This window comes from Micromonospora sp. NPDC002575, from assembly GCF_042889525.1.
GTDB classification, from domain to species: Bacteria; Actinomycetota; Actinomycetes; order Mycobacteriales; family Micromonosporaceae; genus Micromonospora; species Micromonospora carbonacea.
Genome location: NZ_JBIARA010000012.1, coordinates 1 through 15,618, shown reverse-complemented (window position 1 = coordinate 15,618; position 15,618 = coordinate 1). Strand labels below are relative to the sequence as shown.

The 15,618-nt window shown below is 70.9% G+C and carries 12 protein-coding genes and 2 tRNA genes; 10 read left to right on the top strand and 4 right to left on the bottom strand.

Annotated features, from left to right (window positions below):
* Positions 1-101 precede the first annotated feature (101 nt).
* On the top strand, positions 102-1,541 hold the full coding sequence (locus tag ACFYWL_RS18715; protein WP_386974228.1) for an RICIN domain-containing protein: 1,440 nt from the start codon (positions 102-104) through the stop codon (positions 1,539-1,541).
* Between the two features lie 196 nt (positions 1,542-1,737).
* Here ACFYWL_RS18715 and ACFYWL_RS18710 read toward each other — a convergent pair whose 3' ends face one another.
* Positions 1,738-2,238, bottom strand: coding sequence for a DUF1772 domain-containing protein (locus tag ACFYWL_RS18710; RefSeq protein WP_386974225.1), 501 nt, complete (start codon positions 2,236-2,238; stop codon positions 1,738-1,740).
* Positions 2,239-2,718: 480 nt separating this feature from the next.
* On the opposite strand from ACFYWL_RS18710, the gene ACFYWL_RS18705 reads away from it, so the two are divergent.
* Both ACFYWL_RS18705 and ACFYWL_RS18700 read left to right on the top strand, forming a co-directional pair.
* Positions 2,719-3,072, top strand: coding sequence for a hypothetical protein (locus ACFYWL_RS18705; protein WP_386974223.1), 354 nt, complete (start codon positions 2,719-2,721; stop codon positions 3,070-3,072).
* A 112-nt stretch (positions 3,073-3,184) separates the two neighbouring features.
* Positions 3,185-4,009 carry a helix-turn-helix domain-containing protein gene (locus ACFYWL_RS18700; RefSeq protein WP_386974221.1) on the top strand — a complete coding sequence of 275 codons (825 nt, stop codon included), beginning with the start codon at positions 3,185-3,187 and terminating at the stop codon, positions 4,007-4,009.
* A gap of 42 nt (positions 4,010-4,051) precedes the next feature.
* On the opposite strand, the gene ACFYWL_RS18695 is transcribed toward ACFYWL_RS18700, so the two are convergent.
* Positions 4,052-5,692 (bottom strand): glycosyltransferase family 4 protein, encoded by a 1,641-nt coding sequence (locus tag ACFYWL_RS18695; protein WP_386974218.1) that lies wholly within the window; start codon positions 5,690-5,692, stop codon positions 4,052-4,054.
* A 49-nt stretch (positions 5,693-5,741) separates the two neighbouring features.
* Here ACFYWL_RS18695 and ACFYWL_RS18690 point away from each other — a divergent pair, with 49 nt between their 5' ends.
* On the top strand, positions 5,742-8,267 hold the full coding sequence (locus tag ACFYWL_RS18690) for a CHAT domain-containing protein (protein WP_386974216.1): 2,526 nt from the start codon (positions 5,742-5,744) through the stop codon (positions 8,265-8,267).
* A gap of 771 nt (positions 8,268-9,038) precedes the next feature.
* Here ACFYWL_RS18690 and ACFYWL_RS18685 read toward each other — a convergent pair.
* A tRNA-Gly gene (locus ACFYWL_RS18685) sits at positions 9,039-9,112 on the bottom strand.
* A gap of 249 nt (positions 9,113-9,361) precedes the next feature.
* Here ACFYWL_RS18685 and ACFYWL_RS18680 point away from each other — a divergent pair.
* The 6 genes from ACFYWL_RS18680 (at position 9,362) to ACFYWL_RS18655 (ending at position 14,814) form a co-directional block, all read left to right on the top strand.
* A tRNA-Pro gene (locus tag ACFYWL_RS18680) sits at positions 9,362-9,435 on the top strand.
* 145 nt (positions 9,436-9,580) lie between these two features.
* Complete coding sequence (tig, locus tag ACFYWL_RS18675) at positions 9,581-10,933, top strand: trigger factor (protein WP_386974213.1); 1,353 nt, start codon at positions 9,581-9,583, stop codon at positions 10,931-10,933.
* Positions 10,934-11,104: 171 nt separating this feature from the next.
* The gene (locus tag ACFYWL_RS18670; RefSeq protein ID WP_386974210.1) at positions 11,105-11,746 is read left to right on the top strand and encodes an ATP-dependent Clp protease proteolytic subunit; all 642 of its coding nucleotides are present in this window, start codon (positions 11,105-11,107) and stop codon (positions 11,744-11,746) included.
* A 14-nt stretch (positions 11,747-11,760) separates the two neighbouring features.
* Entirely contained in the window at positions 11,761-12,423 is a 663-nt protein-coding gene (locus tag ACFYWL_RS18665; RefSeq protein ID WP_386974207.1) for an ATP-dependent Clp protease proteolytic subunit, read from the top strand.
* Positions 12,424-12,632: 209 nt separating this feature from the next.
* Positions 12,633-13,928 carry an ATP-dependent Clp protease ATP-binding subunit ClpX gene (gene clpX, locus ACFYWL_RS18660; protein WP_386974204.1) on the top strand — a complete coding sequence of 432 codons (1,296 nt, stop codon included), beginning with the start codon at positions 12,633-12,635 and terminating at the stop codon, positions 13,926-13,928.
* Positions 13,929-14,016: 88 nt separating this feature from the next.
* Positions 14,017-14,814 (top strand): carbon-nitrogen hydrolase family protein, encoded by a 798-nt coding sequence (locus ACFYWL_RS18655; protein ID WP_386974201.1) that lies wholly within the window; start codon positions 14,017-14,019, stop codon positions 14,812-14,814.
* A 16-nt stretch (positions 14,815-14,830) separates the two neighbouring features.
* Here the strand turns inward: ACFYWL_RS18655 and ACFYWL_RS18650 are convergent, their stop codons facing one another.
* Entirely contained in the window at positions 14,831-15,058 is a 228-nt protein-coding gene (locus tag ACFYWL_RS18650) for a hypothetical protein (RefSeq protein ID WP_386974198.1), read from the bottom strand.
* Between the last annotated feature and the right edge of the window lie 560 nt (positions 15,059-15,618).

Here is a 15,618-nt window from a genome sequence, read left to right as displayed (position 1 = left end):
GCGGGAAAGCCTCGCGCGTCCCACAGTCCGGTTACCACGCTGTTGCGCATGGGTGACCATCGATGGGTTAATGGTCGTCCGGGCCCAGAAGGGACGATCGGATGGGAAACAGCGGACGGCGACTCCTGTCGCTCGGGGCGGCGCTCATCGTGACCCTGGCGACGTTGGTCGGGCCGGGCACGGCCGCCCAGGCGGCGCCGGTGACCGTCACCAACGGCACCCAGTTCACCGACACCGGCGGCGGCGTCGTGCACGCCCACGGCGGCGGCGTCCTCAAGGTCGGCGACTATTACTACTGGTTCGGCGAGAACCGCAACCCCGACAACACCTTCCGCGCGGTCTCCGTCTACCGCTCCACCGACCTGCGCACCTGGGAGTTCCGCAACAACGTGCTGACCCAGTCGTCGGCCGCCGAGTTGCAGCGCGCCAACATCGAGCGCCCGAAGGTCATCTACAACGCCAGCACCGGCCGCTACGTGATGTGGATGCACAAGGAGAACGGGTCCGACTACAACGAGGCGCGGGCCGCCGTGGCCTCGTCGGCCACCGTGGACGGCAACTACACCTACCACGGCAGCTTCCGGCCGCTCGGACAGCACATGTCCCGGGACATCACGCTCTACAACGACAACGGCACGGCGTACATGATCTCGGCCGCCGACGACAACTACGACCTGAACATCTACCGGCTCACCTCGGACTACCTCAACGTCGCCACCCTCGTGGGCAACTTCTGGGACGGCGCGCACCGCGAGGCGCCCGCCATGTTCAAGCGGGGCGGCACCTACTTCCTGCTGACGTCCGCAGCGACGGGCTGGAGCCCGAACCAGGCGAGGTACGCCACCGCGTCGAGCATCTCCGGGCCGTGGAGCGGCTGGACCGACGTGGGCAACAGCAACACCTTCAGCTCCCAGCCGGCCTACGTGCTGCCCATCCAGGGCACCTCCACCACCAGCTACCTGTACATGGGCGACCGCTGGGCGGGGGCCTGGGGCGGCCCCGTCGGCGACTCGCAGTACGTCTGGCTGCCGATCACCTTCCCGTCCAGCACCAGCATGAGCCTGACCTGGTACCCGTCCGTCACCATCGACACGGCCACCGGGACGGTCACCGGCAACTCGCCCGCCTACTACCGCGTCACCGCCCGGCACAGCGGCAAGGTGATGGACGTGGTGGGCAACTCCACGGCCAACAACGCCGAGGTCAGGCAGTACACCTGGAACGGCGGCGGTAACCAGAAGTGGGAGTTCCAGGACGCCGGCAGCGGCTACTTCCGCGTCGTCAACGCCAACAGCGGCAAGTGCCTCGACGTCGCCAACGCGTCCACCGCCGACGGCGCCAACATCATCCAGTACACCTGCGGCAGCGGCACCAACCAGCAGTGGCAGTGGGCCGCGGCCGGCGACCACTTCCAGCTCCGGGCCCGGCACAGCGGCAAGTGCCTGGACGTGGTCAACGCCGGCACCGGCGACAGCGCGGACATCCAGCAGTACGCCTGCAACGGCGGCGCCAACCAGCAGTGGTCGCGTACCCAGTCCTGACGAGCGGCACAGAGGGTCACGAGGCATTGAGAAGGGGGGGGCGACCAGGATCAGGTGATTCGCCGGGTGCCTTCAGCAGGAAGCCGGACCTGACCGCACGCGAGGGGATCGCGACGGTGGCCGACTGGTTGTCCGGCTACGCGGACACGATCGGCGGAAGCGAGTACGCGGTGCCCGACCGCACTCGGCTGCCGCTTCAATCGGTGGTACGACCAAAGATGATCAGAGCCCAGGTGAGGCAGCCGAACGCGGCCGTGCTGCACAGGGCGCGGACGATGTTCCAGGTGACCCACCTGGATTCGAAGTGCACCCGTACGGCTGCGAGGTCGGCGATGTGGCCGGGATCGCCGGCCGCCGCGAGCTTGTCGTTGAGCGGAACGTTGATGGCGATGGTGATGAGGAACATCGCCAGATACAAGGCCAACCCGCCGATGATCCACGGCAACGCGGGGCGGCCATCTCCGTGCCAGGCCAGGAGGGCGGACAGTGTGGCCGACACCGGTGCGCCCAGGAAGCCCAGCATGAACCAGCCGTTGACGATGGTCACATTGATCCGCTGCATCGTGTCCACGAACGTCCGGTCCTCGGCCGCTTTCAGCGCGGGCATGACCGCGTAGGCGAAGGCGGCGAACAGCCCTGCCATGAGGCCGGTGGTGATGGTGGCGGCGATCAGCGACACGTGCTGTGCAAGTCGCATGGTGTACTCCCCCTTGTCTCAGACGTCGTGTCCTGGATGCCGGCGGTGCCGGTGGGTGGCGGCACCAGCCGGGACACTCCGGACGCCGCCGCAGGCTCAGTGAACGCGCAGCCTCTCTCGGGCACGCGGCTGCCCAGTATCGTTCGTCGAACCCATCGTTGAAGTGTGGCGGGTCCGCTGACCTACCCCTGCTGCGAGGCCCAAGACGTCGCAAAGCCGTACCAGGCGGGGGCGTGAGCGCCAGGGCTCGCGTCCCTCGGCCGCGTCAAGCGGCCCGGCGCAGAAGTCCTCGTCCGCTGACCACGCTCCTCGGCCGGTAGTTCTGCTGGTCATGCCGCCGGGGCTGGATCCCGGGCGTTGCACCGTCTCCTCCTGGCCTGATGCGACAGGAAACCCGTTCCGGAACGGGAACTGACCGATCGATTCTGATGGCAGCGAGCTGGCCTCCCTGCCAGCCCCGGGACACGAGGAGAATCCAGGATGTCGAAGAGCAACCTGGCGGTTCGCCGCCGTCTCGCACGGGTCGCCGCGATCGTCGGTGCCGCCGGCGCTCTCGTGGCGGTGACGAGCATGCCCGCGGCGGCGGCGGGACCGTACATCAGCTCCAACTCCGGCGGCGCCAACATCCGCAGCTGCGCCAACACCGGTTGCTCGTCCAACGGCTACTACGGCAACGGCACGGGCGTCACGATGGTCTGCTGGGTCGATTCCCAGTGGGTCTACCCGCCGAACTCCAACTACGCCTCCAACCGCTGGTTCCGGGTCAACAGCCCGACGAGCGGCTACATCCACTCGTCGCTGATCGCGAACCAGGTGTCGACCCCCGCGTGCTGACCCTGGCGGTGGTCCGGCGGCCCCCAGCGGTCGCTGGACCACCGTCGAACAGAGGCTCACATTGATACAGTTACGACGTGTCTTGCGAAGACGACGCTGCGCGATGACCGCGGTGCGTGACGACGGATGCGAGTCACTGACCAACCGTCCGGAGCGGCTGGGGGAGTGCCTCCGCCGGTTCCGGGAGAGCGCCGGGCTGTCCCTGTCCGGGCTGGCCCGGAAGGTCAACTACAGCCGGGGCTATCTGAGCAAGGTGGAGACGGGTCGAGCGCCGGGCAATGTCCAGTTGGCCCAGCGCTGCGACGAGGCGCTGGGGACAGGCGGTGCGCTGGCCAGACTGGCGCAGGCGCAGGCGCAGGCGCGCGATGCGCGGCCGTCCCAGGGGGCCGCATCCGCTGACCGGACGTGGGCCACGTCGACGAGATGGCAGCGACAGCCCCGCCCCGACGAGGCCACCACCGGTCACCGGCCCGACGCACCGCTGGCCCGGGGCGAGCTGCCGATCCCCTCGGCGACCGCCGTGGCGTTCATGCTCGCGCTCGACGAGGCCCACAACGCCCTGCGCGCGGTGGCTCGCGCCGACCTGCCACCGTCGGCACGCCACGACCCGGCCAACGAGACGCTCCACGACGCCCGGGTGTACGCGATCCGCGAACGCCTGCTGGTGCTGGGTGCGGCGCCCCTGGTGGCCGCGGCCGAAGTCGCGTTCCTGCGGCTCATCGCGATCCGCGACGCGATCCGGGCCGGCGCGCGCCTCGACGGCGCCGACTACCACCGCGTCTACCACCCCTTCGCCGAGGGGCTCTGGGCCTTCCGGATGGCCCTGCGGGCCGACCTGGGACAGCCACCGCTGACCCCGGAAGAGCTCGGCCGGGCGGACTGGTCCGATCGTGAACGGTGCCGCGACTGTGGCGAGCGCTACCGACCCTCCGCGTGACCGGCTCGCTGCTCCCGACGGCCGCCCGGCCGACGGTGGCAGTCAGGCGAGCGTACCCAGGACGGCCGCCGCGCCCGACGCGCTGGTGACCCGCGCCGCCATGGTCCGCCGGATCCGTTCGGCGAGGGCGAAGGCGCCTGCCGGGTCCCGCAGGATGCGAGCCGTTTCGAAGGCCCAGCGGCGGGTGTCGGTCGCCTCGTCGTCCTCGACCGGCAGCACCGTCAACGCCGCGTCCTGCGGTGCCAGCACCTCGTGGAGCAGCCTGCCCAGCCCACTCTTCGCGCTGACCAGCAAGGGGGTGCCGGCGACGATGGCCTCGCGGCCGACGAGACCGAATGCCTCGGCACGGGAGGGCATGAGCGCGAGGCACGCCCGGCGCAGGTCGGCCCGGAGATCGTCCGCGCTGGTGGAGTAGGCCCGGGGAGTGACCTGCAGGGTGCGTCGGCCCGCCCACTGCAGGACCAGCTCCCGCACCCGGCCATGGTCGTCCGGTGGCACGCCCCGCAGCACCAGTTCCGGCTCGGTGCCGCCGAGACTGAGCAACTCCACCGCCGCTCCCACCGCCCGCGCCGCCAGATCCAGCCCCTTCACCGACCAGTCGTCCAGCCGGCCCGACAGCATCACCTGACGTTGCTGCCACAGCGGCGGGACGCGGGGGGTCTCGTCGTCGAGCTCGAAGCCCGGATCGATCCGCCCCGGAGCGGGGACGTCGGGATAGCCGGAAAGGTCGCGGCTGAGGAGATCGTGCAGCAGGGGACCCACGCCGAACGCACGGGTCGCGGTGCGGGCCAGCTCGATGTCCTCCTTCCAGCGTCGCTCGGCGATGGCGCCGCTGTCCGGCCGGTCACCGCGTTGCCATTCGATGTGATCCGACCAGGTGTGCACGATGTGTGCCCTGGCCGCCGCCGGGAAGTGGTCCTCGACCTGGACCCGGGCGTGCCCGCCGGTGATCCGGCCGTGTCCGATCACCAGGTCCGGTTCCCAGCCGCCGGTCAGCCGCGGACGCCGGGCCAGCGCGTCCCGCAGCCCGCCGGTCGCCGCCGCGGGCGCCGCCACCAGGGTCACCCCGACCTCGCGGGCGTGTGCGATCTCCGCCGGGGACGGTTCGAGGACGACGCAGACGACGTCCGCGCCCGCCCGGGCCAGCGCCGCGCAGAGCGACCGGTTGAACGTGCTCAGACCGCCCTTCGCGGAGAACCAGTCGGTGTCCAGGGCCAGTACCCGGGGCGGTGGGCCGGTGAGCCGGCCGGTCGCCGGCGTCGGCGCGACGTCCCACCGGTCGCCGTGCCAGGTCAGCGGTCCGGAGGCGAGGCCGCCGGACAGGACCTTCCCCACGGTCTCGGTCGCCCGGTCCGGATCGCTGGCCCAGATCCGTACCGTCTGACCGGTGACGTCGATCTCCACCTCGACGAAGCCCGGCGCGGCGGCGGCCACCAGCCAGTCCCGCGCCGTCTGGGTGACCCGGGCGAGTTGGTGGGCGCCCACCGCGGCGAGGTCGTCGAAGAGGGTGATCACCGCGGCCGGCAGCAGCCGCTCCGGAACGAGACCGAGTTCGCCCAGGTCGAAGCCGACCCGTGGCGCGAGCCCTGCCTCCGCCAGCCGGGAGGTGAGATCCCCACGGGCGACCGCATCGATCTCCTCGACGAACTTGACGACCGCCCGCCCGGAAACTGAGTGTGTCACGGCCCCCATGGTCTCATTCCACAGTCGACCTTGAATGGACGGTGGCGCGATGCTCGACTCCGCACAACGATCGGCGCTTCTCGACCGCCTCGTCGATCCTGCGGTCGCGCTGCCAGCCGACCACCCCCACCAGCCCGCCGCCGGACGGCTGCACGCCGCACGGCAGTGGCGGCTCCTGGCCGAGCTCTACCAGGAACAGGCGACGGCGGCGTGGCGGCAGCGGCGTCCAGGGCTGGCGATCCGCCTGCTGCTCGCGGAGAGCCGGACCGCCCTACGCGCCGACGACCGCTCGCGCTGCCACGAGGCGATCGCGTTCGCCGCCCAGTGGCACCGACTCAGCGGGGCGTTCACCGCGGCGGAGCTGTGGAACCACGTGCTGTTGCGGGAGTCGTTGCCCGCCGGCACGGCGTGGCTCCACGCGTACGCCTGGCGGGAGATGGCGGCGCTGCGGGAGATGGAGAGCCGGTACGACGTGGGGCTGTCCTGCTGCGACCAGGCCATCGCGGTGTGCCGCCGGCACGCCGACGAACCCCGCATCCCCCGGCAGCACGTCCGGGTCCTGATGCAGAAGGCGACGCTGCACCGGCATCGGGGCGAGCTGGAGGTCGCGCGAAACGTCCTGCACGAGGTTCGCGAGTTCGCCGAGACCCGCGACCTCGACCCGTTCACCCGAGGACTGATCGCACACCGGGAAGGCGGGTTGGAGATCGCGCTCGGGCGACCCGAAGCAGCGCTGGACGCATACCGGCGAGCCGCTGCGGCGTTCGCCGGCGTGAGCGAGGAGAACCTCCTCACCGCCCGGCTGCGCGAGGTGGCGGCGCTGCGTGAGCTGCGCCGGCTCGGCGAGGCGCTGCGGCTCGCCGACGACCTGGCAACCCGGTTCCGCGCTCGCGGTGACACCTACCGGCTCGGTCAGGTCCTGCTGGAACGGGCCGAGGTCCTGCAGAGCCTCGGCGACCCGGCCGCCGTCGCGGCCACCCTGCGCGAGGCGCAGCCCTACTACGAGGGGGCCGAGACGCTGGAGGCGTTGCGTTGGCACCGGCACATGGCCCGCAACCTCATCGCCTCCAACGGCGACCCGGCGACCATCGCCGGACACCTGGCGGCCGTCCTGGGCCTGGCCGCCCGCCCGCAACGGCGGGACCTCAACCGGACCATGCTCGCGCTGTACGACCTGCACCGGGCTCCACCCACGCAGCTACTGCCGCCAGCGTTGCGGCACGCCGCCGGTCGGGCCGCTCTCCTCGCCGCCGACCTGCAACGCGGCTCGCTGCCCGATCCGGACGAGCGGTGGTCGACGCACGCCGCGCGGGAGGAGGTGTACGCGGCTGCGCTGCTGACACACACCGAACTCGGCGAGCCGGAGGCCACCGCGCGGATCGCCGAGACCGGACGCGCCGACCTGTTGAACCAGCTGTTGGTGGCCGCGACGGCCGGGTCGGCGGAGGCCGTCGCGCGGTCTCCGATCGCCGCGCTCCCCACCGACCCCGCGGCGGTCGACGAGGTCTTCGCGGTGGCCCGGCTCGCCGCCGCGTCGATTCGCTCGGGGCGACCGGCCGATCCGATACCGCTGCCGCCGCTGCCCGGCCACCTGCCCGCCCCGGCCGCCCTCGACGCGATGGCCGACGTGGTGGTGGTCATCACCCTCGGGCCGAGGTCGGACGGCTGGTGGTCGTCGGTGCTGACCAGGCCCCGCCACGGGGCGTGGCGGGCGACGCTACGTACCGCCTCCGCCCGCCTGGCGGCGCAGCTCGACAGCATGACCACCGGGGTCCCACCGGGACGAGGCGTGGCCCGCGCCGTCTGGGACGAACTCGGCGCGTTCCTCCTGCCCGATCCGGCCGTCTGGGCGGGCTCCCCGGAACGTCCCCGGTCGGTGATGATCGTTCCGGATCCACGGCTGTGGCACCTGCCGCACGCGGCCCTGACGCGCGACCGAACGTACCTCTGCGACGTGGCCGAGGTCGTCCTGGCACCGAGCCTGCGCACCATGGAACTCCTCCTGGCCCGGTCCGCGACGACCGGCGGACCTCGCGTGCCGGCGACCGGCCCGGCGGCGAGCCTGCTCGATCCCGGCCTGCCGAGCCACCGGGTGGAGCGATCCGCCCTGGATGCCTGGCCGGGCGGCCACCGGGAGCTCGCCGCGCTGCCGGCCATCGACGACGGGCTCCACCCCGCCCTGCTCTACCTGTCGGGCCACGGCGACCAGCCCGGTGCCACGGCGCTGTTCGGCCCCGACAGCGTCACGATGGACGCCCTCGCCCTGCGCCGGCTACCCCGACTGGTGGTGCTGAACGGCTGCTGGAGCGGCACGGCGTCGAGCCGGTACGGGCACGACCCGCTGAGCCTGGCCGTCGGGGCGCTGATCGGCGGCGCCGAAACGGTGGTGGCCGGCACCGGCTGGATCGGTGGCGTCGCTTCGGCCCACGTCGGGGCACGCTTCGTCCAACAGGTCGGGCAGGGGGTGCCGGTGGTGGCGGCGCTGCGCGCCGCGCAGCGGGCGATCCGCGCGGAGAATCCCGATCTCGGCCCGTTCGACTGGGCCGGTCTCTGCGTCGTCGGAGCCGGGTCGTGACCCGTGCGCATCCCTCGGCCGGGCGCGGCGGCTTCCGGTCCCCTGTTTCCTCCTGTCGCCTCCTCGCGGTGGACGGGACTGGAGACAGGAACGCGTAGCGGTTTCGTCACCGTCGGTGGAGAGTGGAGACGTGGAATGGATCTCCGTCATCGGTGCGATCTGCGGAGCTGTCATCGCCCTCGCCGGCGCGGTGACCGTGGAGGCGCAGCACAGCCGCCAGGAGCGTCGGCGCAGCCGGGAGGCAGAGCGCCTCGGCTACTGTCTCGACTTCGCTGTCGCGCTCGACACGGCCCACAGCGGACTACGGGAGATCGCCCAGGACGACGACGATCCATCCCGCCGCCTCCGGCGCGCCAACCGTGTCGTCCACGAGGCAGACGTCTTCGCCGCCCGGGAACGGCTGCTCGTGGCGGGCACGGTGGAGCTCGTCAAGGCCGGAGAGCTCGCCTACCAGAGGCTGATCGCCGTACGCAACGCCGTCCGGTCCGGCGCGACCCTCTCCTCCCGGGAGTACCACCAGACCTACCACGGGTACGCCGAGGCGATCTGGCAGCTCCGGATGGCGGCGCGTGCGGATCTTGACCAGGCCCGGATGGAGCCCGTGGACCTCGCACGCCAAAGCTGGTCAGAGCGGGAGGGCTGTCACGGGTGCCTCGGGTCGGCGGACGGTCGGCTGGCCGGGGACGCGGGCGAGTCGGCTGTCGAAGCGGCGGCAGCAGTGGTTTCCCGGGTCGGGCCGGAGCGTGGAACAGCCCTGCCGGCCGGAGGGTGTGGAGCGGGCGACGGGAATCGAACCCGCACCGTCAGTTTGGAAGACTGAAGCTCTGCCATTGAGCTACGCCCGCGTGCGCCCCGGTGCACGGGGCGCGCCGACAGCCTACCCGGTGCCCGGGTTCGGCGCGCGGGCTGTCCACCCGTACCCATGATCCAACTCATGCCGGCGAGGTGGCGGTATCCGCGCGCCGGGATACCGCCATGTCGCCGACATGGCGGCGCGGACCCGGCGCGGACCCGGCGCGGACCCCGCGCGCCGCGCCGCCCGCCCGGCCCCGGCACCCCCGGCGCGCGCAGACGGCATACACTTCTGGTCGCCACGGGGTGTGGCGCAGCTTGGTAGCGCACTCGCTTTGGGAGCGAGGGGCCGTGGGTTCAAATCCCGCCACCCCGACTGTCGTCCGCGGCCGGGGCACCCCCGGGAGCCGCCGGTTCCCGCCTGGTGCCCCGGGCGCTGCCGAGGAGCCGCGCCGGCTCGCCTACACTCGATGGGCTGAATCACGCCCAGACTCAACTGAGATCCGTCAAGGAGTACGCCTGTGAAGAGCACCGTCGAGACTCTGAGCCCGACGCGCGTGCGGCTCGCCATCGAGGTGCCGTTCGTCGAGCTCGAGCCGAGCCTCAAGAAGGCGTACCGGGAGATCGGTTCGCAGGTGCAGGTGCCCGGCTTCCGGCGGGGCAAGGTGCCGGCCGCCGTGATCGACCAGCGGGTGGGCCGGGGCACCGTCCTCAACGAGGCGGTGCAGGAGGCCATCCCGCAGAACATCCTCGCCGCGGTCCGCGAGCACGACCTGAAGACCCTCGGCCGCCCCGAGGTCGAGATCACCGAGTTCAACGACGGTGACTCCCTCAACTTCACCGCCGAGGTGGACGTCCGGCCCGAGATCACCCTGCCGGAGCTCGACTCGATCGAGGTCACCGTCGACGAGCTCAAGATCGACGACAGCGAGATCGAGGAGCAGGTGAAGAGCCTGCGCGAGCGGTTCGCCACCCTCAAGACCGTCGAGCGGGCCGCCGCCGAGGGCGACTACGTGCAGATCGACCTGAACGCCACGGTCGACGGCGAGGACGTCCCGGGCGGCTCGGCGACCAACATCTCCCACGAGGTCGGCAGCAAGCAGCTCCTGCCGGGGCTGGACGAGGCCCTCGTCGGTCTCGCCGCCGGCGAGAGCACCACCTTCACCACCCAGCTCGTCGGCGGCGACTTCGCCGGCCGGGACGCCGAGGTGGCGGTGACCGTGCGCACGGTCAAGGAGAAGGAGCTGCCGGAGCTGGACGACGACTTCGCCCAGATGGCGAGCGAGTTCGACACCATCGAGGAGCTGCGCGCCGACGTGCGCGAGCGGGTCACCCGGGGCAAGCGGGTCGAGCAGATCTACGCCGCCCGCGACAAGGCCCTGGAGCAGCTCGTCGAGGCCGCCGGGGTGCCGGCGCCGGAGGGCGTGGTGCGCGAGGAGGTCAAGGGCCGCAAGCAGGCCATGATCGACCAGCTGGAGCGGATCGGCGCCTCCCTGGAGGAATACCTCGCGGCCGAGGAGAAGACCGAGGAGCAGATCGACGCCGAGCTCAACGAGGCGGCGACCGACGGCGTCAAGATCCAGCTCCTGCTGGACACCCTGGCCGACGCCGAGGAGGTCCAGGTCTCCGACGACGAGTTCGGCCACGAGATCGTCCACCGCGCGCAGCGCGCCGGGATGCCCCCGCAGCAGTACTACGACCAGCTGGTCCGCTCGGGCACGGCGGCGGCCGTCTTCGGCGACGTGCGGCGCGGCAAGGCGCTGGCCTCGGTGATGGAGCGCATCAAGATCAAGGACACGGCGGGCAACGAGGTCAGCCTCGACGCCATCCGCGCCGAGGGCGAAGAGGCCCACGACCACGACCACGAGCACTGACACTTCGGGTGCGGCCGCCGTCCACCGGTTGCGGTGGGTGGCGGCCCGAGCCCTTTCCCGGGTACGTCCCGGAGGGGCTGCGCTGAGAGCGAAAAGCGCCCCGACCGGGACTCTGCCGCCCGGGCGAGCGGTTAGTGTCGGGTAGGACGGTACGGAGAGCGAAGGGCTGCCATGACCGACATGCACATCCCAGCGAAGCCGCTCCGGGCGATCGATGCCCGCGGTGGCGAGAACATTGGCAACCTCGACGACTCGGTCTACAACCGGTTGCTCAGGGAGCGCATCATCTTCCTGGGCAGCGAGGTGAACGACCAGGTGGCCAACCGCATCTGCGCGCAGCTGCTGCTGCTCGCGGCGGAGGACCCGGACCGGGACATCTTCCTCTGGATCAACTCGCCCGGCGGCTCGGTCTACTCGGGCATGGCGATCTACGACACGATGCAGTACATCGACAACGACGTCTCCACGGTGGCGATGGGCATGGCCGCCTCCATGGGGCAGCTGCTGCTCTGCGCGGGCACCAAGGGCAAGCGTTACGCCCTGCCCCACGCGCGGATCATGATGCACCAGCCGTCCGGTGGCATGGGCGGCACCGCGTCGGACATCGCCATCCAGGCGGAGCAGATGCTGTACACGAAGCGGATGTTCCAGGATCGGGTGGCCTTCCACACCGGCCAGACCCAGGCCCAGATCGAGGCGGACTCGGACCGCGACCGCTGGTTCACCGCCCAGGAGGCCATGGACTACGGCTTCATCGACAAGGTGATCACCGGAGCCGCGCAGGTTCCGGAAGGCGCCGGGACCCTGAGCTGACCGAGGAGCTGACGATGACCGACCTGAGCCTGCCGCCCCAGTTCGCGGCCGTGCACAACCGCTACGTCCTGCCGTCGTTCGTCGAGCGCACGTCGTACGGGGTGAAGGAGTCGAACCCGTACAACAAGCTCTTCGAGGACCGGATCATCTTCCTCGGCGTCCAGGTGGACGACGCGTCCGCCAACGACGTGATGGCGCAGTTGCTGACGCTCGAGGGCACCGACCCCGACCGCGACATCATCATGTACATCAACTCGCCGGGCGGTTCGTTCACCGCGATGACGGCGATCTACGACACGATGCAGTACGTCCGGCCGGACATCTCCACCGTCTGCCTGGGGCAGGCGGCCAGCGCCGCCGCGGTGCTGCTGTCCGCCGGCACGCCGGGCAAGCGGATGGCGCTGCCGAACTCGCGGATCATCATCCACCAGCCGGCCACCGAGGGCGGCTACGGGCAGGGCTCGGACATCGAGATCCAGGCCCGGGAGATCCTGCGGATGCGGACGCAGCTGGAGGAGATGCTCGCCCGGCACTGCAACCAGCCGGTGGAGAAGGTCCGCAAGGACATCGACCGTGACAAGATCATGACGGCCGAGGAGTCCCGCGAGTACGGGCTGGTCGACACGATCCTCACCAGCCGCAAGAAGGGGCTGCTCGCCGCCAACGCGGCCAGGTGAGACGAGCATGGGGTCGGAGGTCGGCCGGGCGCGTTCCCGGCCGGCCTCTGACACGCCCGATTTGGGGGTCGGAGAAACCTCCGCCAGCGGGTAACGTCGGGCCCGTACCGCTGCGTCGGGACGGTCCGGCAAGCGAACGGAGACGGACGGAGCGCAGCGTCCGCAGGTCATGGCCGGTGCACCGGCCGATGAGTGCAGGGAGAACGTAGGTGGCACGGATCGGTGACGGCGGCGACCTACTCAAATGCTCCTTCTGCGGCAAGTCGCAGAAGCAGGTGAAGAAGCTCATCGCGGGGCCTGGGGTCTACATCTGCGACGAGTGCATCGATCTCTGCAACGAGATCATCGAGGAGGAACTGGCCGAGTCCGGCGAGGTGAAGTGGGAAGAGCTTCCCAAGCCGATGGAGATCTGCCAGTTCCTCGACAACTACGTGGTCGGCCAGGACCAGGCCAAGAAGGCGCTCGCGGTCGCCGTCTACAACCACTACAAGCGGATCCAGGCCGAGGCGGCCGGCGCGCCGGGTTCCGGCAGCGACGCCGTCGAGCTGGCCAAGTCCAACATCCTGCTGCTCGGGCCGACGGGGTGCGGCAAGACCCACCTCGCGCAGACCCTCGCCCGGATGCTGAACGTCCCCTTCGCGATCGCGGACGCCACCGCCCTCACCGAGGCGGGTTACGTGGGCGAGGACGTGGAGAACATCCTCCTCAAGCTGATCCAGGCCGCGGACTACGACATCAAGCGCGCCGAGACCGGCATCATCTACATCGACGAGGTCGACAAGATCGCCCGCAAGTCGGAGAATCCGTCGATCACCCGGGACGTCTCCGGCGAGGGCGTCCAGCAGGCGCTGCTGAAGATGCTCGAAGGCACGGTGGCCAACGTGCCGCCGCAGGGCGGGCGCAAGCACCCGCACCAGGAGTTCATCCAGATCGACACGACCAACGTGCTGTTCATCTGCGGCGGCGCCTTCGCCGGCCTCGACCAGATCATCGAGGCCCGCACGGGCCACGGCGGCACCGGCTTCGGCGCGCGGCTGCGCTCGGTCTCCGAGCGGTCGACCGACGACATCTTCAGCCAGGTCATGCCCGAGGACATGCTGAAGTTCGGCCTGATCCCCGAGTTCATCGGCCGGCTCCCGGTGATCACCAACGTCCGCAGCCTCGACCGGTCCGCCCTCGTGCGGATCCTCACCGAGCCGCGCAACGCCCTCGTGAAGCAATACCAGCGCCTCTTCGAGCTCGACGGCGTGGAGCTGGAGTTCGAGCAGCCGGCCCTGGAGGCCATCGCCGACCAGGCGATGCTGCGCGGCACCGGCGCCCGGGGCCTGCGCGCCATCATGGAAGAGGTCCTGCTCTCCGTGATGTACGAGGTGCCGAGCAACCCCGACGCCGCCCGGGTGCTGATCACCCGCGAGGTGGTCCTGGAGAACGTGAACCCGACGATCGTGCCGCGGGAGTTCACCGGCCGCCGGGCCCGCCGGGACCGCGAGGAGAAGTCCGCCTGACCCGCTCCGCCCGGCGGGCAGGGGGCGTGGGCCCCACCGCCGGCGGTGGAGGCTGTCGCGAGGGCTTCGCCAGCCGTACGCTGAGGGCATGCGCGTCGCCGTCTGCCAGCTGAACTCCCGCGACGACCGGGCCGCCAACCTCGCGGCCGCAGAGGCCCTGTTGGTCCGGGCCGCGGCGGCCGGCGCGGACCTGGCGGTCCTCCCGGAGTACGTCGACTATCTCGGCACCGCAGCCGGGATGCCGGCGCCCGAGCCGGTGGACGGCACCGTGGGTCGATTCTTCGCCGACGTCGCCCGCCGGCTCGGCATCTGGGTGCACGCCGGCTCGTTCCACGAGGCGGGCCCGGACCGGGAGCACACCTGGAACACCTCCCTGCTCTTCGACCGCACGGGCACGCTCGCCGGCACCTACCGCAAGATCCATCTGTACGACGTGGAGATCCCCGGCCGGGTGTCATACCTGGAGTCGGCGACGGTGGCACCGGGGGACAAGCCGGTGGTGGTCGACGTCGAGGGTGTCCGGGTCGGCCTGTCGATCTGCTACGACCTCCGGTTCCCCGAGCTGTACCGCCACCTGGCCACGGATGCGGGCGCCACGCTGCTGGTGGTGCCGGCCGCGTTCATGGTGCACACCGGGCGCGACCACTGGGAGGTCCTGCTGCGGGCGCGGGCCATCGAGAACCAGTGCTTCGTCGCCGCCGCCGGCCAGACCGGCGACCACGAGCCGGGGCGCATCTGCTTCGGCCGCAGCATGGTCGTCGACCCGTGGGGGACGGTCCTCGGCCAGGTGCCCGACGGTCCCGGCCTCACCGTCGTCGACCTCGACCTGGACCGGCTCCGGACGATCCGCACCGAGCTGCCCAGCCTGGCCAACCGCCGGCTCTGAGCCTTCCTGGGCGGGGTCAGCCCTGGAGGAGGACGCCGAGCACGGTGAGCCCGGCGATGGCGGTGGCCGTGATGAGCAGCGCGGCGGACATCCGGGAGCGTCCGCGCCGCGCCAGCCGACCCACGGAGAGCAGGACGACCGCCACCACCACTGCGCCGATGACCAACTGCCAGAACGGCATCAGCAGTCCGAGCAGGGCCTCCTCGGCGAGCGGCGGCACCGGGCGGGGGAAGGCGTCATCCATGCCAGACACTCTGACATGCGCAGGCGCACATTCGGTCTGCGCCGACGGGGCCTTTCTGGTCAGGACAGTGACAGTCGTTGATTTGCCTTCGCGGGGCGGTACGCGTAACTTTCTCTCTGCACGCGGGAGGCCGGACAAACCGGCTGAGAGCGGGCACAGGCTCACGGCGGAGACGTCGAGCGAGGCTGTTCCGGGCGGTGCGAGGCGACTCCGGCGAGATGGAGTTGCGATCGCGAAGCCGACCGGGTAGAGTGCTGAAGCCGGCAGGAGCCGGGCGGATGGCCGCGAAGCGGCGATCGGCCGGTCTGCGGCTCTCCACGACAGAAGCGACCGCCGCTATGCGGCGTGCGTTGACGTGGGTCCGAACGAAGCCAAGCGTCAACTTTGGAAACAGGGTTGACCGCGAGGGTGAGATCGGGTAGGATGGAGAGGTTGCCCCGGAAGGCGGTTCTACGGTGTAGAACCTTCGGATGGTGTGTGGTTGTTCTTTGAGAACTCAACAGGGTGCTTGATAAGCCAGTGCCAAGATTGTTTGATACCCCGGACTGGCCGAGCGTTTG

Bases quoted from the DNA above. Each gene is read 5' to 3' on its own strand.
- ACFYWL_RS18665 (WP_386974207.1), top strand. From the start codon at position 11,761: ATGACCGACCTGAGCCTGCCGCCCCAGTTCGCGGCCGTGCACAACCGC.
- ACFYWL_RS18650 (WP_386974198.1), bottom strand. From the start codon at position 15,058: ATGGATGACGCCTTCCCCCGCCCGGTGCCGCCGCTCGCCGAGGAGGCC.
- ACFYWL_RS18710 (WP_386974225.1), bottom strand. From the start codon at position 2,238: ATGCGACTTGCACAGCACGTGTCGCTGATCGCCGCCACCATCACCACC.
- ACFYWL_RS18715 (WP_386974228.1), top strand. From the start codon at position 102: ATGGGAAACAGCGGACGGCGACTCCTGTCGCTCGGGGCGGCGCTCATC.
- ACFYWL_RS18655 (WP_386974201.1), top strand. From the start codon at position 14,017: ATGCGCGTCGCCGTCTGCCAGCTGAACTCCCGCGACGACCGGGCCGCC.
- ACFYWL_RS18670 (WP_386974210.1), top strand. From the start codon at position 11,105: ATGACCGACATGCACATCCCAGCGAAGCCGCTCCGGGCGATCGATGCC.
- ACFYWL_RS18690 (WP_386974216.1), top strand. From the start codon at position 5,742: ATGCTCGACTCCGCACAACGATCGGCGCTTCTCGACCGCCTCGTCGAT.
- ACFYWL_RS18705 (WP_386974223.1), top strand. From the start codon at position 2,719: ATGTCGAAGAGCAACCTGGCGGTTCGCCGCCGTCTCGCACGGGTCGCC.